Consider the following 19,042-nt stretch of genomic DNA (forward strand, 5'->3'; position numbering starts at 1 on the left):
AATAAATCGTATAATTATTGAGTTCTTAATTTATATATAAATTTTTTAATAATTCAATAATTTTTAACTAGATTTACATATACTTAAGTCTTTATCTATTATGTCGGAATCTATATTTAAACAGTCAAGGATTGAATGAAATACATAATCATGGCTAATTTCGGTATTAGCATAATTTTTAATTGAAGATACTGCTTTAGGATATTTGGCTTGAAAATCATCTGATACCCACACTATAAGAGGTACAGTTATTTGTTCTGCAAGTAGTGGCCCGCCGTGACCGTAATAACCATTTTCTCCGAGGGACTCGCCGTGATCAGATACATATAATAAAAATGCATTTTTATCTTTAAGCAAATCTATTAAATTAGATAAAAAAAAATCGGTGTATAAAATAGAGTTATCATAACTGTTAACTAAAGCAAGCTTATCGCAATCACTTGCATCTCCCTTAACCTTAATAGGACAGGTAGGGGTAAAATACTCAAACTCTTTTGGATATCTTGCATTATAGTTCCAATGGCTGCCGGAAGTGTGCACTACTAAAAATTGTTTCTCTGAGTTTGTTATTATTGCTTTTATAAAAGGCAATATTTTTTCATCATGATCATTTAAAGAAAATAGGGCAGAGCCGCCCGGTACTATAGTAAAATTAACGTCATTATATATATTACTGAGGTCAAAATTTGCAAAACTCCTCATTAAAGTTTGAGTACCGATCCAGGTAGTATTAAAGCCAAGATTTGTTAAAATTGATAAAAAGCTGTTCTCTTGTCTACTATTTTCAATTTGACTTGCAGGATAACGTGAAAGTAACGACGGTACGGAAAGATAGGTAAGGTTAGAAGAAGATTTAGCTTTGAAAGAAATTAGGTTTTGAGTAGTCTTTAAGTAAGGAGTCGTATCTCTTTCATAACCGTTAATACCGAAATGATCAAATCTTGCTGATTCTCCTATAACTAAAACACCGATAATATCTTTATCTGATTTATCTATAAAGTTATATTGTTTGCTAATATCTATACATGCATAATTTTTATCACCGAAATTTCTGGCAAAATTAAGGTAGCTATTATGTAAATACTGAATGGGAAAATAATTTTTTAGTATCTTAAATGAAGGAGTAATAATATTATATACAAAAATAAGTAAGCAAGCGGCAGATAATAGTTTTGTTACGAATGATTTAGAATTTTCAGCGGCAAAAGATTTGAGAGTATAAAAACAGGTAAAAAGGCAAAAAATTATCCATATTATTAACTTAATGCTGGTTAATTCATAAACTTCGTTTAAATCCGTTGAGAAAAAACTACCTATTACTTGTTTAGTAGGATTGATTTTGAAGAAATAAATGTAATAACTAGCAATAGCGGATGTTATAAATAAAAACCCCACGCCGATTTTTAACACTAATCTATGTACGCTAAGACCGCAAAATGCTAAAAAAGAAAATATATAAATATAGCAAAAATCTTTTGATAACTCTAATATCCCTCTAAAGATTGTTGCTTTATAATAATCAAATTTATAAATCAATATTGCGGTATTAAATAATAAACAATAAATAAAGGCTAAAATCGCCGATAATTTAATTAATTTCGTATCTAAATGTTTCTGAATAGTTTTTAGCATAAATAATAATTAATAAAGTAATTTTTATAACTATCATGATCATAAAAAATCTTCAAGAATTTTATCGGCTTTTAATACCAAATGCTCCGCTTATCGCTATTGATTACGGAAGCAAAAAATTAGGAATCGCATTATCTAATCAAGAACGTAGTATTGCTATGCCCTTAAATACTATAACCGAGATAAATACAAAAATTGTTATTACTTCCTTGCTTAATATCATCGAGAAATATAAAGTTTGTGGTGTTATAATAGGTCTACCGATTAATATGAGCGGAGCAGTAACGGAGCAAACAAATATAGTGATGCAATTTGCTGAAGAGCTAGCAAAATCTATAAACTTGCCTATATATTTACAAGATGAAAGATTAACTACCAAAGCTGCAAATAATTTCCTTAAATCGTTTGGAGTGAAAAGAAAAGACCGTAATAATAACGATGATGCAGTAGCTGCTAGTATGATTCTTGAAACCGTGCTTGATTCTATAAAAAATATTTAATTAGGAAAGAATTGAGGAGTTGTTGTATGGATCGAAACACCTACTCAATGTCATCCCCGCGAAAGCGAGGATCCAGACTAAAAAATCTTTCATTTTGAAGATTTTTTATTATAAAGTTTTTTTAAGTAAAGCTTTTAAAAAAAAGCTGTACTTTACTGGATTCCCGCCTACGCGGGAATGACATAAAACGGTCCATGCAACAAAGCCAAGAATTTATGACAAACAAATTACCTCCTATTTCACCGGGACAAATGTTACTAGCAGAATTTATGGAACCTATGGGGATTAGTCAAAGCAAACTTGCTCGTGATATTGATGTACCCGTTACTAGGATCAATAATATAATTAAGCATCATCGTTCAATTACCGCTGATACAGCCCTTCGTTTGGGTAAGTATTTTAATATTAATCCTCGTTGGTGGATGAATATGCAAGACCAATATGATTTAGAGCTTGCAGAAGATGAAGGTTGGAAAATTACAGAAGATAGAATAAGAACCTTTTCTATGGCAAGTTAATTATTTATAACTCAATATTGTTACGCACTCACAACACTATTGTAAAGATATATTATTTATGATAGAACCGATTCGGTCAAAATAAATAAAATATACTATGAAAATATTAATTTTAGGTGTTACCGGTATGCTAGGTAATAGCATATTCAGGTTTTTAAGTAGTAATAAAAAATTTGACATTTTTGCAACAGCCCGAAATAATTCAGCTCGTTCTTACTTTTCTAAGGATTTATCCGATAAATTAATTACAAATGTAGATGTTGAGCACCATGATTCGTTAGTTGAGGTATTGAATCAAACAAAACCCGATATAGTAATAAATTGTATAGGGATTGTAAAACAATTGGCAGATTCTAATGACCCGTTAAAAGCATTACCGATAAATAGTTTGCTGCCTCATAGGCTAGCTAATTTATGTAAATTAGTTAATTCAAGGTTAATCCATATTAGTACTGACTGTGTATTTTCAGGAACAAAAGGTAATTATAAGGAAAGCGATTTTTCTGACTGTTATGACCTTTACGGTCGTTCAAAATTTCTTGGTGAGGTAGATTATCCGCATGCTATCACATTGCGTACTTCCATTATAGGTCATGAGCTAGCAGGCAATAGAAGCTTAATCAATTGGTTTTTAAGTGCAGAAGGTTCAGTGAAAGGGTTTGAGAAAGCTATTTATTCAGGATTCCCGACAGTAGAGCTTGCAAGAATAATAAGGGATTTTGTGTTACCTAATAAAGAGTTGCACGGGCTTTATCATGTTGCCTCAAAACCGATTAATAAGTTAGAATTGTTAAAATTAGTAGCAGAAATATATAATAAAGAAATCGATATTATTCCGTCAGATGAGCTTGTAATAAATCGCTCACTAGATAGCACTCGTTTTAATGAGGTGACGGGATATACGCCTCCTGAATGGCGTGAGCTTGTAAAGCGTATGTGTGAGTTTAAGTAAATTGACATAGAAGAAAAATGTCCGGTTACTATAGGCTTGTACACGGAATCCAGCATAAAGTGAGATAAATCGAGCTTTTTATGTTTGTATTTTTTATAACTGGACCCTGTGGATAAACCACAGGATGACTACCTTAGGGTGTTTCTCGATTGACACAATGACAGAATGAATCATAACAAAATAGGTATTTATATATAATGTTTGTAGATAAAACTTTAATGATTACAGGAGGCACCGGTTCGTTTGGTAATGCGGTGCTTTCTCGTTTTCTTAAATCCGATATTATTAACGATATTAAGGAAATTCGTATTTTCAGTAGAGATGAAAAAAAGCAAGAGGATATGCGTATTGCTTTCAATAATCCGAAACTTAAATGCTATATCGGGGACGTACGCAATTATAAAAGTATTGATGAGGCAATGCACGGTGTAGATTATGTATTCCATGCCGCTGCTTTAAAGCAGGTTCCGACTTGTGAATTTTATCCTATGGAAGCAATAAATACTAACGTCTTAGGTGCTGAAAATGTTTTAAGTGCTGCTATTAATAACAAAGTTACAAAAGTTATTGTACTGAGTACCGATAAGGCTGTATATCCAATTAATGCAATGGGATTATCTAAAGCATTAATGGAAAAGTTAGCAATAGCAAAAGCACGTATGCGTTCTCCAGGTGAGACTGTGCTTTGCGTCACTAGATACGGTAACGTTATGGCTTCCAGAGGTTCGGTAATTCCTCTTTTTATCAATCAAATAAAACAAGGTAAGGAATTAACCATTACAGAACCGTCAATGACACGTTTTTTAATGTCGCTTGTAGATTCTGTGGATTTAGTTTTATATGCGTTTGAGCATGGTCATCAGGGTGATATTTTCGTACAAAAATCTCCGGCAAGCACAATTGAAGTACTCGCAAAAGCGTTACAAGATATATTCGATAGCAAAAATGAAATACGTTTTATCGGTACACGTCACGGCGAAAAACATTACGAATCATTAGTATCATCAGAAGAAATGGCAAAAGCTGATGATTTAAGGGATTATTACCGTATTCCTATGGACGGGCGCGATCTTAATTATGCAAAATATTTTGTTGAAGGTGAAAAGAAAGTAGCTCTTTTAGAGGATTACACTTCCCATAATACAAAACGTTTAAATTTAGAAGAAGTAAAAGAGTTATTACTGACTCTTGATTACGTACAAGAGGAGCTAAAAAATGCTTAAGGTAATGACAATTGTCGGTACTCGTCCTGAACTTATTAAACTATGCTGCGTGATTTCTGAGTTTGATAAATATACTAATCACATCCTAGTTCACACCGGTCAAAATTATGCATATGAATTACATCAGGTTTTTTTTGATGATATGGGAATTAGAAAACCCGATTATTTCTTAGAAGTAGCAGCAGATAATACGGCAAAATCTATCGGGCTTATTATCAAAAAAGTTGATGAAGTACTTGAGAAAGAAAAACCCGACGCTGTTTTATTTTACGGTGATACTAATTCATGTTTATCGGCAATTGCCGCTAAACGCCGTAAAATTCCGATTTTTCATATGGAAGCGGGAAATCGTTGTTTTGATCAGCGTGTACCTGAAGAAATAAACCGTAAAATCATTGATCATATTAGTGACGTTAACATTACGTTAACCGAGCATGCAAGACGTTATTTAATTTTCGAAGGTTTGCCGCCTGAGCTTATTTTTAAATCAGGTTCGCATATGCCTGAGGTCCTGGATCGCTTTATGCCTAAAATATTAAAGTCTGATATTTTAGATAAATTATCACTTACCACAAAGCAATATTTCTTAATTAGCTCACATCGTGAGGAAAATGTTGATGTCAAAAATAATCTGAAAGAATTATTAAGTAGTTTACAAACGCTTATTAAAGAGTATAATTTCCCTGTAATCTTCTCAACACACCCAAGGACTAAAAAAAGGCTTGAGGATTTAGAGGGGTTTAAAGAACTTGGCGATAAAATAAGATTTTTGCCGGCCTTTGGGTTTACGGACTACGTCAAACTTCAGATGAATGCATTTTGTATTTTATCCGATAGCGGTACTATCACTGAAGAGGCATCTATACTTAATTTACCTGCTTTAAATATTCGAGAAGCACATGAACGTCCTGAAGGTATGGACGCCGGAACGCTTATTATGTCGGGTTTTAAGGCTGAACGGGTACTACAATCGGTGAAAGCTATTACGGAAGAACACGAGAATAATAAACGCTTGCAAGATATTGTGCCGGATTATGCAGAAGCAGGACTTGTATCAAAGAAAATATTACGTATAGTTTTAAGTTATGTGGATTATGTTAACCGTACAGTATGGTTTAAAAAGTAATCTTATTCATTATTATCATATCAAAAACATGAAATTCTTTAAATTAATAAAACTTAACACTTTATTTTTAAGTGTTTTTTTACTAATAACTCTTATATCTTCTTTTTGCTATTCCAAAGAAAATTCTTATAAAAAAATAGTTTTCCTTGTTAGTACAGAGACATTCGGTGGCAAAGGCGTATACGCAATATATAATGAGATGAAAAAAATAGGTCATGATGTCAAAATTGTAATAGTACCTCATCCTCATCCCAATATTCAAGGAGGAATAGATACCGGGTTTATTAGTAAATTTGATACACAAGATGTGATATATCCATGCGGTCAGTATGCTTCTTATTCAAATGTTAATACAAAATGTGAAATTTCTGAACTAAAAAATTATCAGCCGGATTTTATTTTTACGCAAAACCCTTACGAAAATTTTCAAGGCTATATATCAGAACCTTTTACGGCTGCTAATTTGTATAAGAGCTTTAGAGGAACTAAAACAAAAATTATGTATATAGTCTATGGTCCTCATATCTTTCATCAAAAAAATATTGATAATGATAAGTTATCAAGTTGCATAGAGACGGTATTTGTTGATTCAGAAAGTACAAAGGATATCTTTATTAGTAATTATAAATTTCCTAAGGATAGAGTTATTGTTTCAGGTTATCAACCATACTATGAAGTAAGAAATTATAATATTAAAGAAAAACCAAACTCGGAAACCATTTTATGGCTTCCTAGATGGGAATTATCATTTAAAAATAGAGATTTATATGAAGGAGGTTCTACTTTCTTAAATTATCACTATTTTTTCTATAATTATGCATTACAACATCCTAATATTCATTTTATTATAAGACCGCATGTTACACTATTTACCTATGCAGTCGGTAAAAATTACTTAAGCCAAAGTGATATGGATAATATATTAAGTAGATTTAACTCTTTAAAGAATGTTACTGTTTCTGCACATGCATTCAGGTCGTTACTGGATGATATAATGGTGTCAGATATTGTAATAAGTGACGGTACTTCATCTCTTGCTGAAGTAGTGGTTGCCGATAAGCCTATAATTTACTTAAGCAATGGTTGGAATAATGAATTTAATAGCAATGCTCTATCTAAAGAATTAAAAAAATATATGTATTTTGCTTATGAGCCGCAAGATATTATTAACTATATAGAATTTATTAAGCAAAATCATTATTTACCTTATCATGAAAATAGTAGTGGCAGAAATCAATTTAAAAAGATGCTTGATCCTGTAGAAAACCCTGCTGCATTTATCGCCGAATATTTATTAAAATTATAATAGTTTAAATAATTTATGTTAGAAGAAATTTATAATGATGGAGAAAGATTAATTCCTGGGGAAACTTATGATATTTTAGATATAGGTTGTGGAATGGGACACGGCACTTTCATGCTTAGCGATATATTAGGAGTAGAAATTACAGCAATAGATATCAGTAAAGAATCTATAATTTATGCTGAACAAAATTATGGAGCATCTAATATACAATATATTAAATCTGATTTAGTTAGTTTTATTAAAAGGGCAGAAGAATATGATTATATTGTATCACGATATGCACTTGAGCATATTGAAGATGGGTTAAATCTAGTACTTAATCTTAAATATAAAAAACGATTAATAGTAAATGTACCTTTTAATGAACCGGAAGGGAATATACATCATTTAGTTAATTGAATTACTGAAAAAGACTTTGAATCATATCCGAACAAAGAATTTTTCTATAAGGAGTAGATGGTGTAACTAACGACACGCATTCTGAAAAAATCCTCCTAATTCTATAATCTGTATATCTAGTAACTCAGATTTAAAGCCTATAAAACAATTATTTAACTATCCAATCTCAGCTTGGACTCTAGAATTTTTAGAAAAGCTAGGTTTGCAATCCCAAGATATATTAAAACAATTGCTGCATACTAGAGATGCATTTAAAAATAGCGAAGAGAAAAACTTAAACTATGAAATTAAATTAAATAATACTGTAACAGAGCTAAAAATAATGCTTTAGAAGAAATAAAAATTCTTAAAAATACACTAATTATTAGTGAGGAAGAAAATCTATTTTTCTAAAGCTCTATAGAAAATTTAAACAATAAAACTAATATTTTATAAATTATTTTTAAAAGTTATGACAACTAGGAAAGATAAACCTCTAAATATTTATCATACTTTAGTTTCCATTATTATACCTGTCTATAATGGGACTAATTATATGAAAGAAGCTATAAATAGTGCTTTAGCACAAACTTACAAAAATATTGAAATTATTGTTGTTAATGATGGTTCAAAAGATAATGGAGAGACAGAACGTGTAGCATTATCATATGGTGATAAAATACGCTATTTTCATAAAGAAAACGGAGGTTGCGGTTCGGCCTTAAATTACGGTATAAAAAACATGAAAGGGGAATATTTTTCGTGGCTTAGCCATGATGATATATATTATCCTAATAAAATCGAGCATCAAGTTGACATATTAAATAAATTAGATAATAAAGATACTATCATTTACGGTGGTTATGAATTAATCGATGAAAAAGGCAACTCTCTACGTTATATTAAACCGGATAGTGTGCTACCTATAAATAAACTTAATATTTCTTTATTACCTTTATTACGAGGATTAATACATGGTTGTTCGTTATTGATTCCTGCTAAATATTTTCATGAAGTCGGTATATTTAATGAGGCTTTACCGACAACGCAAGATTATGATTTATGGTTTAAAATTTTCCGTGTTGCCCCTATTCATTTTGACGAATCTATCCTAATTAAATCTCGTTTTCATTCAGAGCAAGGTAGTAAAAAAATATCCAATCATCACGAAGAATGTAATGTATTATGGTCATCGTTTCTTCACGAGTTAACAGAAGAAGAAATGATCAAAATGGAAGGTTCTCCTTATTTATTTTTAACTCGTACAGCTACTTTTTTATCCAATAATACTCCGTATAAAAAAGCCTGTGATTTAGCAAATACTATGGCTAAACAAGTACTAAATGATACTAAAATTAGTGTTATTATACCGGTATATAATAGAATAAATTGGGCAATTGAAGCTATAGAAAGTGTACTTATTCAAACACACAAAAATTTTGAGATACTTATAATAGATGATGGGTCGACTGATGATATATCAGAATTAACTTCAATATGCAAAAAAGATAAAAGAATAAAATATTTTCATAAAAAAAATGAAGGACCTGCTGCTGCACGTAACTTAGGTATTAAAAATGCTATAGGAAAATATATTGCTTTCCTTGATTCGGACGATTTATTTTATAAGGATAAAATAGAAATCCAATTAAAGTTTATGGAAGAAAATAATTTTATATTTTCTCATACTTCATATCAAAAAATAAATGAAAAAGGAAAATATATAGAATCTGTTCATTCCGGTTTTTTTAGTGGCAATGTTTTTCCTCAAGTCATACAAACTTGTCCAATAGCAATGCCGACAGTTATGGGAACTTTGACATTATTCCAAGAAAATTTATTTCCTGAAAATATAAGAAGTGGTGAAGATTGTTGTTTATGGATATCTATTGCTAGTAAAAACTCAATAGGTGGTATAGACAAAGAATTGTCTAAAGTACGAATTAGCAGTGGTACTAATACGTTTATGGACCCAAATAAATATTCAGTAGGTTTAATAAATATTACTTCTTATGTTCTTAATGATTCTTATTTAAGTAAATTTAGTCCGTTTACTATTAATTTGTTATTAGCAGCTGTTACACAATTAAGATTACTAGAAAATAAAAATGAAGACTATAAAAACAGTAATATTTCTTTTTTCAAAAATAACTATGTAATGCAAAAAATACGAACCTATTGCTTTGTGACAAAAATTTTGATTTTATTAACTATTACTTCTATAAGGCAAGAAGGAATACGTGCAACAATCTCTAGAATACAGAGATGGCTTAAAAAGCATATATAAATAACTATTCCTCAAGTATCTTAACTTTTGAGCCGTCACCAATTTTAGTCATACCTTCGGTAACGACTAAGTCACCTGCTTTAATATCGTCAGAGATAATTTCAATTAGACCTTCTGTACGTGTACCAATTTTTACATATAATTGTTTTATCGTATAACCGTCTATTTTATAAATAAAATGACCTTGATTATTTCGTTGAATACAACTTTCAGGAACGGTTAGGTTTTTATGAGGGTTAATTATAAGCGTAACATCTACAAAGCTATTATGCAGGATTTTTGTACCCATAGGTAAAATAATTTTAGCTGTTAAAGTACCATTATCTGATAAATAATGCGATACTGCCCCGATTGTACTTTTAATTTTTCCTGCAATTAAAACTTCAGTATCGACTCCAACTTTTCCGCTTAAAGATTCCGGCAATTCAATAAAAATACTTTGTGAGTTTTCTGTTCCGGTAATGCTAAAAAGATAGTCACCTATTTTTACTTCATCGCCGACCATAGACTTAATTACGCCTATTTTACCGGAGTAGGGTGCAGTAATTATCATATCATTATATGTTTTTAGAGCTTTGGAATAATTAAATTTTGCATCTTCAAGTTCGCTTTTTGACCTTTTATATTCCTCGTTGCTTACAAATTTTTTAGCGAATAAAGCTTCTTTTCTATTATAATCTTCTTGTTTTGTATTTAATAACGCTGCTGCTCTAGATTTAGTGGTTTCTGCTATGTTTTTATCTATAACTAGCAATATATCCCCTTTTTTTACTATTTCTCCTTGATGTGCTGAGACTTGTTCCACTACTCCGGTGGCATTAGCATAATAATCACGACTATTATCATTCTGGCATTGCCCTACAATATTAAATATGTCGTAAAGCTCGGCAATTTGTACTTTAGTTGCTTTTACTCCTGTAATTTTTTCTTCTTCCTTTTTACTTGCCATAGTAGAAAGCGAGATAAGTAAGGTAAAAAGAACAATAAGTTTTGCAGACATAATATAATACTCTAAGGTGAATAGGTGTCATCTATAGTTTGTCCACGGCATCTAGGAAAAGCAACTAAAAATGTATGTTGTTGTGACATTTTTAGTTGGATACTGTGGACAAGCTACTAGATGACAAAGTATGCTTTTTAAGTGCCTCATCCGTTAACCATTTATATTCTTTTTCTAGAATTTCAAATCTAATTTTTTCTAATTGTGCATTAAGAACAGGTTCAGGAACGATAGCAGAACCGGTAAACTCAAATCCTTGATAGTTAATTTTTAGTTTCTTACAAATTTCTTGTAATGATAATAAATTTTCTTCTATATCATCGATAAATATTATTGATTGTGGATAATAATTTGTTTTTCGTAATACATACTCAAGCATGCTTCCTTTATCATATTCCGCAGTGTAAATTATTCCGTCTTTTAATGTAGGTTTACCGTAGCCGGCATTAAAATCTTCTATTATTATCTCATTTTCTAAAGGTGAAAATTCTTGAAAATTTACCTTTAATTCAGTGAGTTCACGAATTCTCCATTCGATCATATCTTCAATTACGCCGAATTTACCGGTAGGAAGTTTAGTAAGACCCATTGCCGGTACATTTTTTTCTGTAAGTAGAGCAAATATCGTTAAGATATCTGGGTTAACAAATCTAGCTTTCCTATCTTTAAGAACAATACTAAGTAATAATTCACATTCTTTTCTAGTAAGTCTTTTTTCAATGTTCTTCATTAATGCTTTTCTATAATCATGTGTTAACCTAGATTCATCACTATCCATTACAATTACTTCATCTACATCAAAAAGCACCAAGCTAGTATTATCGGCTTGTTTTACCGCTTCTATAACTTCTTTAAAATCATGAACTTTATTTATTTTGCTATACATATTTATTGTTTATTTAATATTACTTAAGAGTCTAATTACTTCTTCTAAGGAATTTGTCATTACCGTTAAATCTTTTTCTCTAGATAAATTATGGTGACCGTCTTTAATTAGCTTCATTACTATTTGTTTGCTCGTTATTTTTTCTAATAATTTTACTGAAACATTATAAGGCACGTCTTCATCTAACATTCCATGCATTAGATGTACCGGTATATTTATCTCAATCTGTTTCTTTGTCAATAATAAATGTTTTTTTGCATCTTCTATCAGTTTATAGCTTATAGGATATTTATGCTCACAATTTTTACCGCTGACTTCTAGTATTCCCTCTTTTTGCATCTTATTTTGATCATTTAGAGATATATTTTGCCAAATATTTTCAGTAAAATCTGGAGCAGGGGCTACACACACAAGTCCCTTTATTTTATCAGGAAATCTTAAAGCCGCAAGAAGTGCTAGCCATCCTCCCATGCTCGAACCTACTAATATCGCCTCCGTATTAATTAATTTGTTTAAAACTAGTGATACTCCTTCTAACCAATCACTAATTGTTTGATCCTTAAATTGTCCCGATGCGTTCCCATGGCCGAAATTATCAAAAACAATAAAATTATAATTGTTTTTTTTACAATAATCTATTAAATAGATAGCCTTAGTTGATTGCATACTAGACATCAAGCCGTGTAAAAAAATTACAGATGGAATATTTGTATTAATTATTCTATAATTATCATAGACAATAAATTTGTCTTGTGTTTTATTATAAAGCTTGTGCATTTTAAATAATTATTTTAATAGATTGAGATTTAATGCCTTCATTAAAGTCAAGTAAACGATACAATAAATATACTATTTTACAAGTAGTTCCTGCTCTAGTTTCGGGAGGGGTTGAAAGAGGTACTATAGAAGTTGCAAAATATCTTAAAATTCTCGGGCATACTCCTATCATAATTTCAGCAGGCGGTACTCTAGTTAAAGAGTTAGATAAGGAAGATATATTGCATATTGAAATGAATAGTAGCAGTAAAAATCCTTTTGTAATTCTGAATAATGCAAAATTGATAGCAGAAATAATCAAAAAATATAATGTTGATATAGTGCATACAAGATCAAGAGCACCGGCATGGAGTTCATATCTAGCAACAAAATGGACAAATGCTAAATTTTTGACTACCTTTCATGGGGTTTATAATATTCCGAATAGTTTTAAAAAATATTATAATAGCATAATGCTAAAAGGCAAGAAAGTTATTGCCGTGTCTAATTTTGTAAAACAACACTTGCTCGAAAACTATAAAATTGATGAAGATAAAATAGTAGTAATTAAGCGTGGAGTGAATTGTAATTATTTCGATCCCGCAAATTTAACGCCGGAAAAACTTGCAAAATGTTGTGATAAATATGATGCACCGAGTAACGTGCCGATAATATTCATGCCTTCTAGAATGACAAGCTGGAAAGGACATCTTGTTCTAGTAGAAGCATTAAGTAAATTAAAACATAGAGACTTTTATTGTTTAATGGTCGGTGATATATCTAGACATCCCAATTTTACTAATAGAGTAAAAGAGCTTATAGCTAATCTAAAACTTCAAAATAAAATTCAAATTTTCGGTAATGATTCGGATATAATAAACCTATATGGGATTTCTGATATTATCGTTTCTGCCTCAATCGAGCCTGAAGCTTTCGGGCGTACTATTATAGAAGGGCAGGCGATGGAGAAGCTTGTTATTGCAACTAATATCGGCGGGGCAGTAGAGACAATAAATAATAATATAACCGGTTTCCACGTAGAACCAAATAATGCCGAAGCGTTAGCACAGAAAATCGATTATTGTTTCTCGATTTTAGGTACTGATACTGCTAAGAAAATCCAAGAAGCGGCAAGACATACGGTAATTAATAATTTCTCTCTTGATCTGATGCTAAGAAAAAACCTTGAAATCTATAAAGAAATCTTAAAAAACTCCCATAATTGAACATCTAGATTTAGTATATACTCATGATAAATGAAAAGTAGTCAAGTATATAGGGTTGAATAGAATAGCTATTCTCCTAATAATTTTATTTCAGCATACAAATCTTCAAGATTTATATACTGATCATAAAAATTATTATAGTCATGAGATTTACTGTCGTGATGCACTACAAGCATTAAAGTTTCCGGTAAAAATTCTTTTAAAGCTTGTTGTGCATTTTCTATAGATATTTTATCAAGATTAGCAAATATCTCGTCTAAAATTAATATTTTAGGGTTTAAAATTATAGCTTTAATGATTCCAATTTTTTTCTTTTGACTGCCACTTGGTGCATTTATTACATCATAATTTTTATCACTTAAGTGCGTAATTAATGTACCTAGATCTAATTTTATAAATAGTGTGTTAATTTTTTCTTCTAATAATTGCTTATTACTTTTAATGATTGATTGATCAAGGCCGGAGGTTATTATTTCAAATAAAGTAGATTAAACCGGTATGTAACTATTCTGATCAATAAATATTATTTTTGGATTGTGATAATGGGTAGGTATGGAAATTTCACCAATGCTATGGCGCATGGATCAGCAATACAATTGACTAAACTCTTTAAAAAAGTAGTGTGGCCTTTTCCTGAGAAAGCTGAAAGAATATAATGTGCTCCTAGTTTGAATACTAATTTTTCAAAACTCACAATAGTTCTTTCTTCTATAATTAGGTTATAATCAGAAATTACAAGTTCATCGTTTGTATCATTAGTAGACCATGTTATTCCTTTTTTATTCTCAGAAGAAATTGCCTCTATTAATTTTGTAATTCTCGCTTGTGATATAACTGCTCCACTAAAGATTATTTTTAATGCAGAACTTGTTAAGAATGATTTTAAGGTTTCAAGCCAAGGATTAAGTAGTAGAGCTTGCTCAGGCGTAATCTCTCCATTTTTTACTTTATAAATATAGTAAAGTGATTTTATGAATTTATCGGAGATATCTAGTATAGTAGTTATAGTATTTTTTGTGCTATCTAAAAACAACATTTTCTTTGATATTTCTTTTTTAGCTTTAAGTTGCTTGGCATATTGATTGTGTACAAATTGAGCAGAATCAGTTAACAAGATATTTGAAGTATTAGAGGATTATATTAGAGGATATATTTCTTACTATAGAAGCTTTATTTTCGTTAATTTTCTCTGCTTCTTGCCTGTAAGAAATATCCAGTTGATATAATATATTTAAAAATCCTTGCTTAATATTTTCAAACTCATTAAATATAATAGCTCCTGGAACTAAATTCATTATATCTTGCAATGCAATAAGCTGTATAATCTTAAGATTTTACTTTTATATTCCTCGTTTAGTAACAGTTCTAAAGATTTTTGTTCGATTCAATCTTGAGTATTTTGTGTTAAAGAAGCTTTATATGATTGGAATAGTGTGCTTATTATATTTTTGCCACATCATAAAATACTGATTTTTGCGCCTTGAGAAACAAGAGGTCCTATAGCAGCATTAGGGTCCTGTATGAGTAAGGTTAATGCAATTAATGTATTGCCATCATTTCCGGTATAGTTAATAAAACTACTATTTATGTATGCTTCAATTAAATCTAAAACCCTTGGGTTACATCTTTAATTTCATTTTTTGAATCATTTTTAAAATTGTTAGAAAGTATATTAGGATCAATTACCCTAATATTAGGAGTTAAGTTTGTCTGAATTTCTTTTAAATTTTCCTGATAATTTAAGAAATCAGTCCCATAATATGCTAAGCCTACTATTGCAACTGTAGAAGTTAAATAAATTGGTACTGAATAATTAGGAAAAGTTGTGATGAGATTTGTAGTAATAGGGTAGATTAAACTTCCTTTAAATGTGGCAGAAGTAAGATAATGTTTCTGACAATACCCTTCGGTTATTAAGATTTCATCAGCAAGAGTGGCCGAAACAAAAAGACTGCTTCCTGTTGTCCCATTTACAATAAAACCAGTTATACTGCTAATTATTAAATGCGTTCCATATGCTAACTTCTTGGAAAAGGTAGAAGCAGCATTATATGTTCTTAAAAATAATACGCAAGTCGAAACAATTATTATATATAGGGCATTATTTATTAAAAATAGGTATCGTCATTGTGAGCGGGCGTTGTTGTGTATATCGAAAAAGGCACTCGGTGTCATACCATGGTTTGACCACGGTATCCAAAGACAACTAAAAATACTAATAATGTTAGTATTTTAAACTGGGTCTCGCGATCAAGTCGCGGGATGACAACTGAAAAACTGATCCACACAGCAATACCTTTCGAGCGATTGAAAGTAGCGTGGCACTCCATAAAAATAATAAAAAAATGCTAAAAATTAGCATTTTTTTACTTCCTTGCTTCGTCAAAAATTACAGTCTTTTCTTAGCTCAGACGTTAAATTCTTAACTAATCTATCTTTAATAAACGCTGCCGAATTAGGTGATAAATTGTATTATAGTATAAAGAAAAAATGTAGGTGTAGGGAAAAAAGTAAAAAGGCATATAAATAAAACCTGCCTTTTTGTAATTATTAACGAGAATATAACTCGATTACTAAATGCACTTCTGCTTCAAAAGGATATGGGACATCAGAAAGAGCAGGAACTCTTAAATATTTACCGGTTAATGAAGGTACATCAAATGATAAATACCCCGGTGTTGTTTGACCTTGTTTTGAAACGGATTCTTGGATAAGCGGTATTTGTTTTACAGATTCTTTAACTTCTATAACATCGCCTGCCTTTAGTCGTATGCTTGCGATATCGGCTTTCTTACCGTTTAATTTAATATGTCCGTGTGAAACTAACTGTCTTGCAGCAAAAATAGTTGGAGCTATATTCATTCTATAAACTACCGTATCAAGTCTACTTTCAAGTAACCCAATGAAGTTTTCACCGGTATTACCTTTCATTTTTTGAGCAAGTGCAAAAATATTTCTAAATTGTTTTTCAGTGACACGACCGTAGTGGCATTTCAATCTTTGCTTAGCTTTTAAATGTAAACCATAATCTGAAGTTTTAATCATGGTATTCTGCCCATGTTGCCCGGGACGATAATTTCGTGTATTGAAAGCATCCTTGCTATCACCCCATAGACTTACTCCAAGTCTTCTACTAGCTTTATATTTAGAACGAACAATTTTTGTCACTGATAATATCCTTAACTTATTATTTGAATTACAAAAAAATATATACATTTCTTGTATCAAAGTCAATCATTGATTTTTAACCTAAAACTTTTTATATTTAATTAAAAAATATTTCATATGAGTTCTTTAGTAAGGCCAATCAATTTAGGTAAAATCAATCATTCACAAAGTACTGTTAAAGACTATATTTTACTTATGAAACCGCGTGTAATATCGCTTGTGATTTTTACGGGTTTTGTAGGTATGTGGCTTGCTCCTTATTCCGTGCATCCGTTTATTGCTGGTATTGCAGTTGTTTGCATAGCTCTTGGGGCAGGTAGTGCAGGGGCAATTAATATGTGGTACGATAGAGACATCGATAGCTTAATGAAACGTACCCAAAAAAGACCGATAGTAAGAGGAGTTATAGAATCTGATGAAGCTTTATCTTTTGGTTTGATAACGGGATTTTTTGCAGTATTTTTTATGGCTTTATGTGTTAATCTACTTGCATCCTTTTTACTGCTATTTACTATTTTTTATTATATCTGTATTTATACTATTTGGTTAAAGCGTCGTTCTATACAAAATATCGTTATTGGCGGAGTATCGGGAGCATTACCTCCTGTGATAGGTTATGCAGCGGTAAGCAATACTATATCTCTAGAGTCGATTATATTATTTTTGATTATTTTTATTTGGACGCCGCCGCATTCATGGGCTCTTGCTTTATTCTGTAACGATGACTATAAAAACTGTAAAGTACCGATGATGCCTGCAGTAAAAGGGACTTTATATACTAAAAAACAAATTCTAATTTACAGTATTCTTTTATTTATTGTTTCGCTAATGCCTTTTTTTATTGGAATGAATAATTTTATATATTTAATAATTGCTGGTATTCTTGGGGTAGTATTTCTATATTATGCTGGTTCTTTATTCTATGACACCTCTGATAACAAACAAGCTAAACGATTTTTTGCCTATTCGATATTTTACTTGTTTTTTATATTTTTACTTTTGTACTCAACTAACACTATATCCACTATTAGCTGAGAGATAATAGTGTTGGGTTACTTTTATGGAAGATAAAATTGAAACCCAACGTGAAGAAACATATCATAAGTTTATTTTCATGCAAGTGATTTTTATTTATAACTGTAATTTTTAAATTTTATGCTTTTGTTTCGTAATTTTGATAAGTAGGAAGAGTTAGAATATATATCGTATTTTATTCCATGGGAGCAACCTATCATGCAACACACTCCATCGTTGGATAAAACTACTCTTAATATACCGGCTTTATAACGTATCGCCTTGCCTCCATATTCGCCTACTTTATTTTCCTGTATATTTGGTTGCCAAATTAAAGCTTCACTCTCTAATCTATTTGAGGCACAATATTTCTTTCATGTTGCTTATCGTTATGCGTTAAAAATATGCATTCCACTTTTATAAACGGTTTATTTTATTGGTTATTTATGTATTGAGCTAAATCTTCAAATAACTTTGCATATTCGGGGTAAGCCAGCCTTCATACGCAATAATAGGAGCAAAGTTTAGATGAACTTCGTAACCTGCTTCAATAAAAATATTCACCGCTTTTATTCTCTCGATAATTGGACTCGTTTTTGGCTCTAATATCTCACTCATTCTTGCCGGCATCAAACTAAATCTAATCCTTATTTTGTTTTCAGGATTAAAATTAAGTAATGTAGGATTGACATATTTAGTAGCGAAATTTACTTTAGCGCGTGGATCTTCTTTAAAGAAATTAAATATCTTTAACCAATTAGTGTGTTTCCAATGCCAACTTACATTGGTAGAACAACCTATATCATATGTCCAATATTTAGAATCTGTTTGATTGGAAATTTTAGTTGGTAAATTTGCTATATGTTTATCCAATACGTGTCAAGTATTTGATCTATATTTTCATTGATATATAATGTCTCATAGTTATGACGCATAACATAACAATAACTATTTCTGCAACCTCCGGCACAGCCATACATGAAGTTAGGCGTTATGTAATCAGCTGATCTGCCATTATTAGGACACGTACGTGCAAAGTTTTCATATTTTGTACTATTTTCTTAATCATA

Annotated in this window: 18 protein-coding genes; 10 read left to right on the forward strand and 8 right to left on the reverse strand. The window is 30.8% G+C overall.

Features of this window, described 5'->3' with window-relative positions; genetic code table 11:
* Positions 1-63: 63 nt before the first annotated feature.
* Complete coding sequence (locus tag RMA_RS02500; RefSeq protein ID WP_012152662.1) at positions 64-1,632, reverse strand: phosphoethanolamine transferase; 1,569 nt, start codon at positions 1,630-1,632, stop codon at positions 64-66.
* A gap of 35 nt (positions 1,633-1,667) precedes the next feature.
* On the opposite strand from RMA_RS02500, the gene ruvX reads away from it, so the two are divergent.
* From ruvX to RMA_RS02540, 8 genes are all read left to right on the forward strand, one after another.
* The gene (gene ruvX / locus RMA_RS02505; protein ID WP_041404612.1) at positions 1,668-2,132 is read left to right on the forward strand and encodes a Holliday junction resolvase RuvX; all 465 of its coding nucleotides are present in this window, start codon (positions 1,668-1,670) and stop codon (positions 2,130-2,132) included.
* Positions 2,133-2,326: 194 nt separating this feature from the next.
* Positions 2,327-2,650 carry a HigA family addiction module antitoxin gene (locus tag RMA_RS02510; RefSeq protein WP_041404613.1) on the forward strand — a complete coding sequence of 108 codons (324 nt, stop codon included), beginning with the start codon at positions 2,327-2,329 and terminating at the stop codon, positions 2,648-2,650.
* Between the two features lie 97 nt (positions 2,651-2,747).
* The gene (locus RMA_RS09235) at positions 2,748-3,602 is read left to right on the forward strand and encodes a dTDP-4-dehydrorhamnose reductase family protein (protein ID WP_041404614.1); all 855 of its coding nucleotides are present in this window, start codon (positions 2,748-2,750) and stop codon (positions 3,600-3,602) included.
* Between the two features lie 197 nt (positions 3,603-3,799).
* Complete coding sequence (gene capD, locus RMA_RS02520; RefSeq protein ID WP_014365967.1) at positions 3,800-4,825, forward strand: UDP-glucose 4-epimerase; 1,026 nt, start codon at positions 3,800-3,802, stop codon at positions 4,823-4,825.
* Positions 4,818-5,951 (forward strand): non-hydrolyzing UDP-N-acetylglucosamine 2-epimerase, encoded by a 1,134-nt coding sequence (wecB, locus tag RMA_RS02525; protein WP_012152667.1) that lies wholly within the window; start codon positions 4,818-4,820, stop codon positions 5,949-5,951. Before capD ends, wecB begins: the two co-directional genes overlap by 8 nt.
* Positions 5,911-7,257, forward strand: a complete 1,347-nt coding sequence (locus tag RMA_RS02530) for a hypothetical protein (protein WP_012152668.1) — start codon at positions 5,911-5,913, stop codon at positions 7,255-7,257. The genes wecB and RMA_RS02530 overlap by 41 nt, the downstream gene beginning before the upstream one ends.
* Positions 7,258-7,272: 15 nt before the next feature.
* Positions 7,273-7,656 carry a class I SAM-dependent methyltransferase gene (locus RMA_RS02535; RefSeq protein ID WP_012152669.1) on the forward strand — a complete coding sequence of 128 codons (384 nt, stop codon included), beginning with the start codon at positions 7,273-7,275 and terminating at the stop codon, positions 7,654-7,656.
* Between the two features lie 451 nt (positions 7,657-8,107).
* The gene (locus RMA_RS02540; protein ID WP_041404615.1) at positions 8,108-9,922 is read left to right on the forward strand and encodes a glycosyltransferase family 2 protein; all 1,815 of its coding nucleotides are present in this window, start codon (positions 8,108-8,110) and stop codon (positions 9,920-9,922) included.
* Between the two features lie 4 nt (positions 9,923-9,926).
* Here the strand turns inward: RMA_RS02540 and RMA_RS02545 are convergent, their stop codons facing one another.
* The 3 genes from RMA_RS02545 to RMA_RS02555 form a co-directional block, all read right to left on the reverse strand.
* Positions 9,927-10,925: an efflux RND transporter periplasmic adaptor subunit gene (locus RMA_RS02545; protein ID WP_012152671.1), complete on the reverse strand. Its 999-nt coding sequence runs from the start codon at positions 10,923-10,925 to the stop codon at positions 9,927-9,929.
* An 88-nt stretch (positions 10,926-11,013) separates the two neighbouring features.
* Positions 11,014-11,808 carry a DUF2608 domain-containing protein gene (locus RMA_RS02550; RefSeq protein ID WP_041404617.1) on the reverse strand — a complete coding sequence of 265 codons (795 nt, stop codon included), beginning with the start codon at positions 11,806-11,808 and terminating at the stop codon, positions 11,014-11,016.
* A gap of 9 nt (positions 11,809-11,817) precedes the next feature.
* Positions 11,818-12,585: an alpha/beta hydrolase gene (locus tag RMA_RS02555; RefSeq protein WP_012152673.1), complete on the reverse strand. Its 768-nt coding sequence runs from the start codon at positions 12,583-12,585 to the stop codon at positions 11,818-11,820.
* Positions 12,586-12,617: 32 nt separating this feature from the next.
* On the opposite strand from RMA_RS02555, the gene RMA_RS02560 reads away from it, so the two are divergent.
* On the forward strand, positions 12,618-13,790 hold the full coding sequence (locus RMA_RS02560) for a glycosyltransferase family 4 protein (RefSeq protein ID WP_012152674.1): 1,173 nt from the start codon (positions 12,618-12,620) through the stop codon (positions 13,788-13,790).
* A 523-nt stretch (positions 13,791-14,313) separates the two neighbouring features.
* Here RMA_RS02560 and RMA_RS07580 read toward each other — a convergent pair.
* The 3 genes from RMA_RS07580 to rpsD form a co-directional block, all read right to left on the reverse strand.
* Complete coding sequence (locus RMA_RS07580; RefSeq protein ID WP_238375545.1) at positions 14,314-14,904, reverse strand: ABC transporter ATPase; 591 nt, start codon at positions 14,902-14,904, stop codon at positions 14,314-14,316.
* A gap of 13 nt (positions 14,905-14,917) precedes the next feature.
* Positions 14,918-15,085, reverse strand: coding sequence for a hypothetical protein (locus RMA_RS09810; RefSeq protein ID WP_187145923.1), 168 nt, complete (start codon positions 15,083-15,085; stop codon positions 14,918-14,920).
* Between the two features lie 1,255 nt (positions 15,086-16,340).
* Entirely contained in the window at positions 16,341-16,958 is a 618-nt protein-coding gene (gene rpsD, locus RMA_RS02580) for a 30S ribosomal protein S4 (RefSeq protein WP_010977111.1), read from the reverse strand.
* A 117-nt stretch (positions 16,959-17,075) separates the two neighbouring features.
* On the opposite strand from rpsD, the gene cyoE reads away from it, so the two are divergent.
* Entirely contained in the window at positions 17,076-17,993 is a 918-nt protein-coding gene (cyoE, locus tag RMA_RS02585) for a heme o synthase (protein WP_041404618.1), read from the forward strand.
* A gap of 435 nt (positions 17,994-18,428) precedes the next feature.
* Here the strand turns inward: cyoE and RMA_RS02590 are convergent, their stop codons facing one another.
* Entirely contained in the window at positions 18,429-18,845 is a 417-nt protein-coding gene (locus RMA_RS02590) for a spore photoproduct lyase family protein (protein ID WP_238375546.1), read from the reverse strand.
* Between the last annotated feature and the right edge of the window lie 197 nt (positions 18,846-19,042).

It is taken from the genome of Rickettsia massiliae MTU5, assembly GCF_000016625.1.
In the GTDB taxonomy this organism is placed as follows: Bacteria; Pseudomonadota; Alphaproteobacteria; order Rickettsiales; family Rickettsiaceae; genus Rickettsia; species Rickettsia rickettsii.

Bases quoted from the DNA above. Each gene is read 5' to 3' on its own strand.
- RMA_RS02500 (WP_012152662.1), bottom strand. From the start codon at position 1,632: ATGCTAAAAACTATTCAGAAACATTTAGATACGAAATTAATTAAATTA.
- cyoE (WP_041404618.1), top strand. From the start codon at position 17,076: ATGAGTTCTTTAGTAAGGCCAATCAATTTAGGTAAAATCAATCATTCA.
- capD (WP_014365967.1), top strand. From the start codon at position 3,800: ATGTTTGTAGATAAAACTTTAATGATTACAGGAGGCACCGGTTCGTTT.
- RMA_RS02550 (WP_041404617.1), bottom strand. From the start codon at position 11,808: ATGTATAGCAAAATAAATAAAGTTCATGATTTTAAAGAAGTTATAGAA.
- RMA_RS09235 (WP_041404614.1), top strand. From the start codon at position 2,748: ATGAAAATATTAATTTTAGGTGTTACCGGTATGCTAGGTAATAGCATA.
- RMA_RS02560 (WP_012152674.1), top strand. From the start codon at position 12,618: ATGCCTTCATTAAAGTCAAGTAAACGATACAATAAATATACTATTTTA.
- RMA_RS09810 (WP_187145923.1), bottom strand. From the start codon at position 15,085: ATGAATTTAGTTCCAGGAGCTATTATATTTAATGAGTTTGAAAATATT.
- RMA_RS02530 (WP_012152668.1), top strand. From the start codon at position 5,911: ATGTGGATTATGTTAACCGTACAGTATGGTTTAAAAAGTAATCTTATT.
- RMA_RS02555 (WP_012152673.1), bottom strand. From the start codon at position 12,585: ATGCACAAGCTTTATAATAAAACACAAGACAAATTTATTGTCTATGAT.
- RMA_RS02535 (WP_012152669.1), top strand. From the start codon at position 7,273: ATGTTAGAAGAAATTTATAATGATGGAGAAAGATTAATTCCTGGGGAA.
- wecB (WP_012152667.1), top strand. From the start codon at position 4,818: ATGCTTAAGGTAATGACAATTGTCGGTACTCGTCCTGAACTTATTAAA.
- ruvX (WP_041404612.1), top strand. From the start codon at position 1,668: ATGATCATAAAAAATCTTCAAGAATTTTATCGGCTTTTAATACCAAAT.
- RMA_RS02510 (WP_041404613.1), top strand. From the start codon at position 2,327: ATGCAACAAAGCCAAGAATTTATGACAAACAAATTACCTCCTATTTCA.
- RMA_RS02540 (WP_041404615.1), top strand. From the start codon at position 8,108: ATGACAACTAGGAAAGATAAACCTCTAAATATTTATCATACTTTAGTT.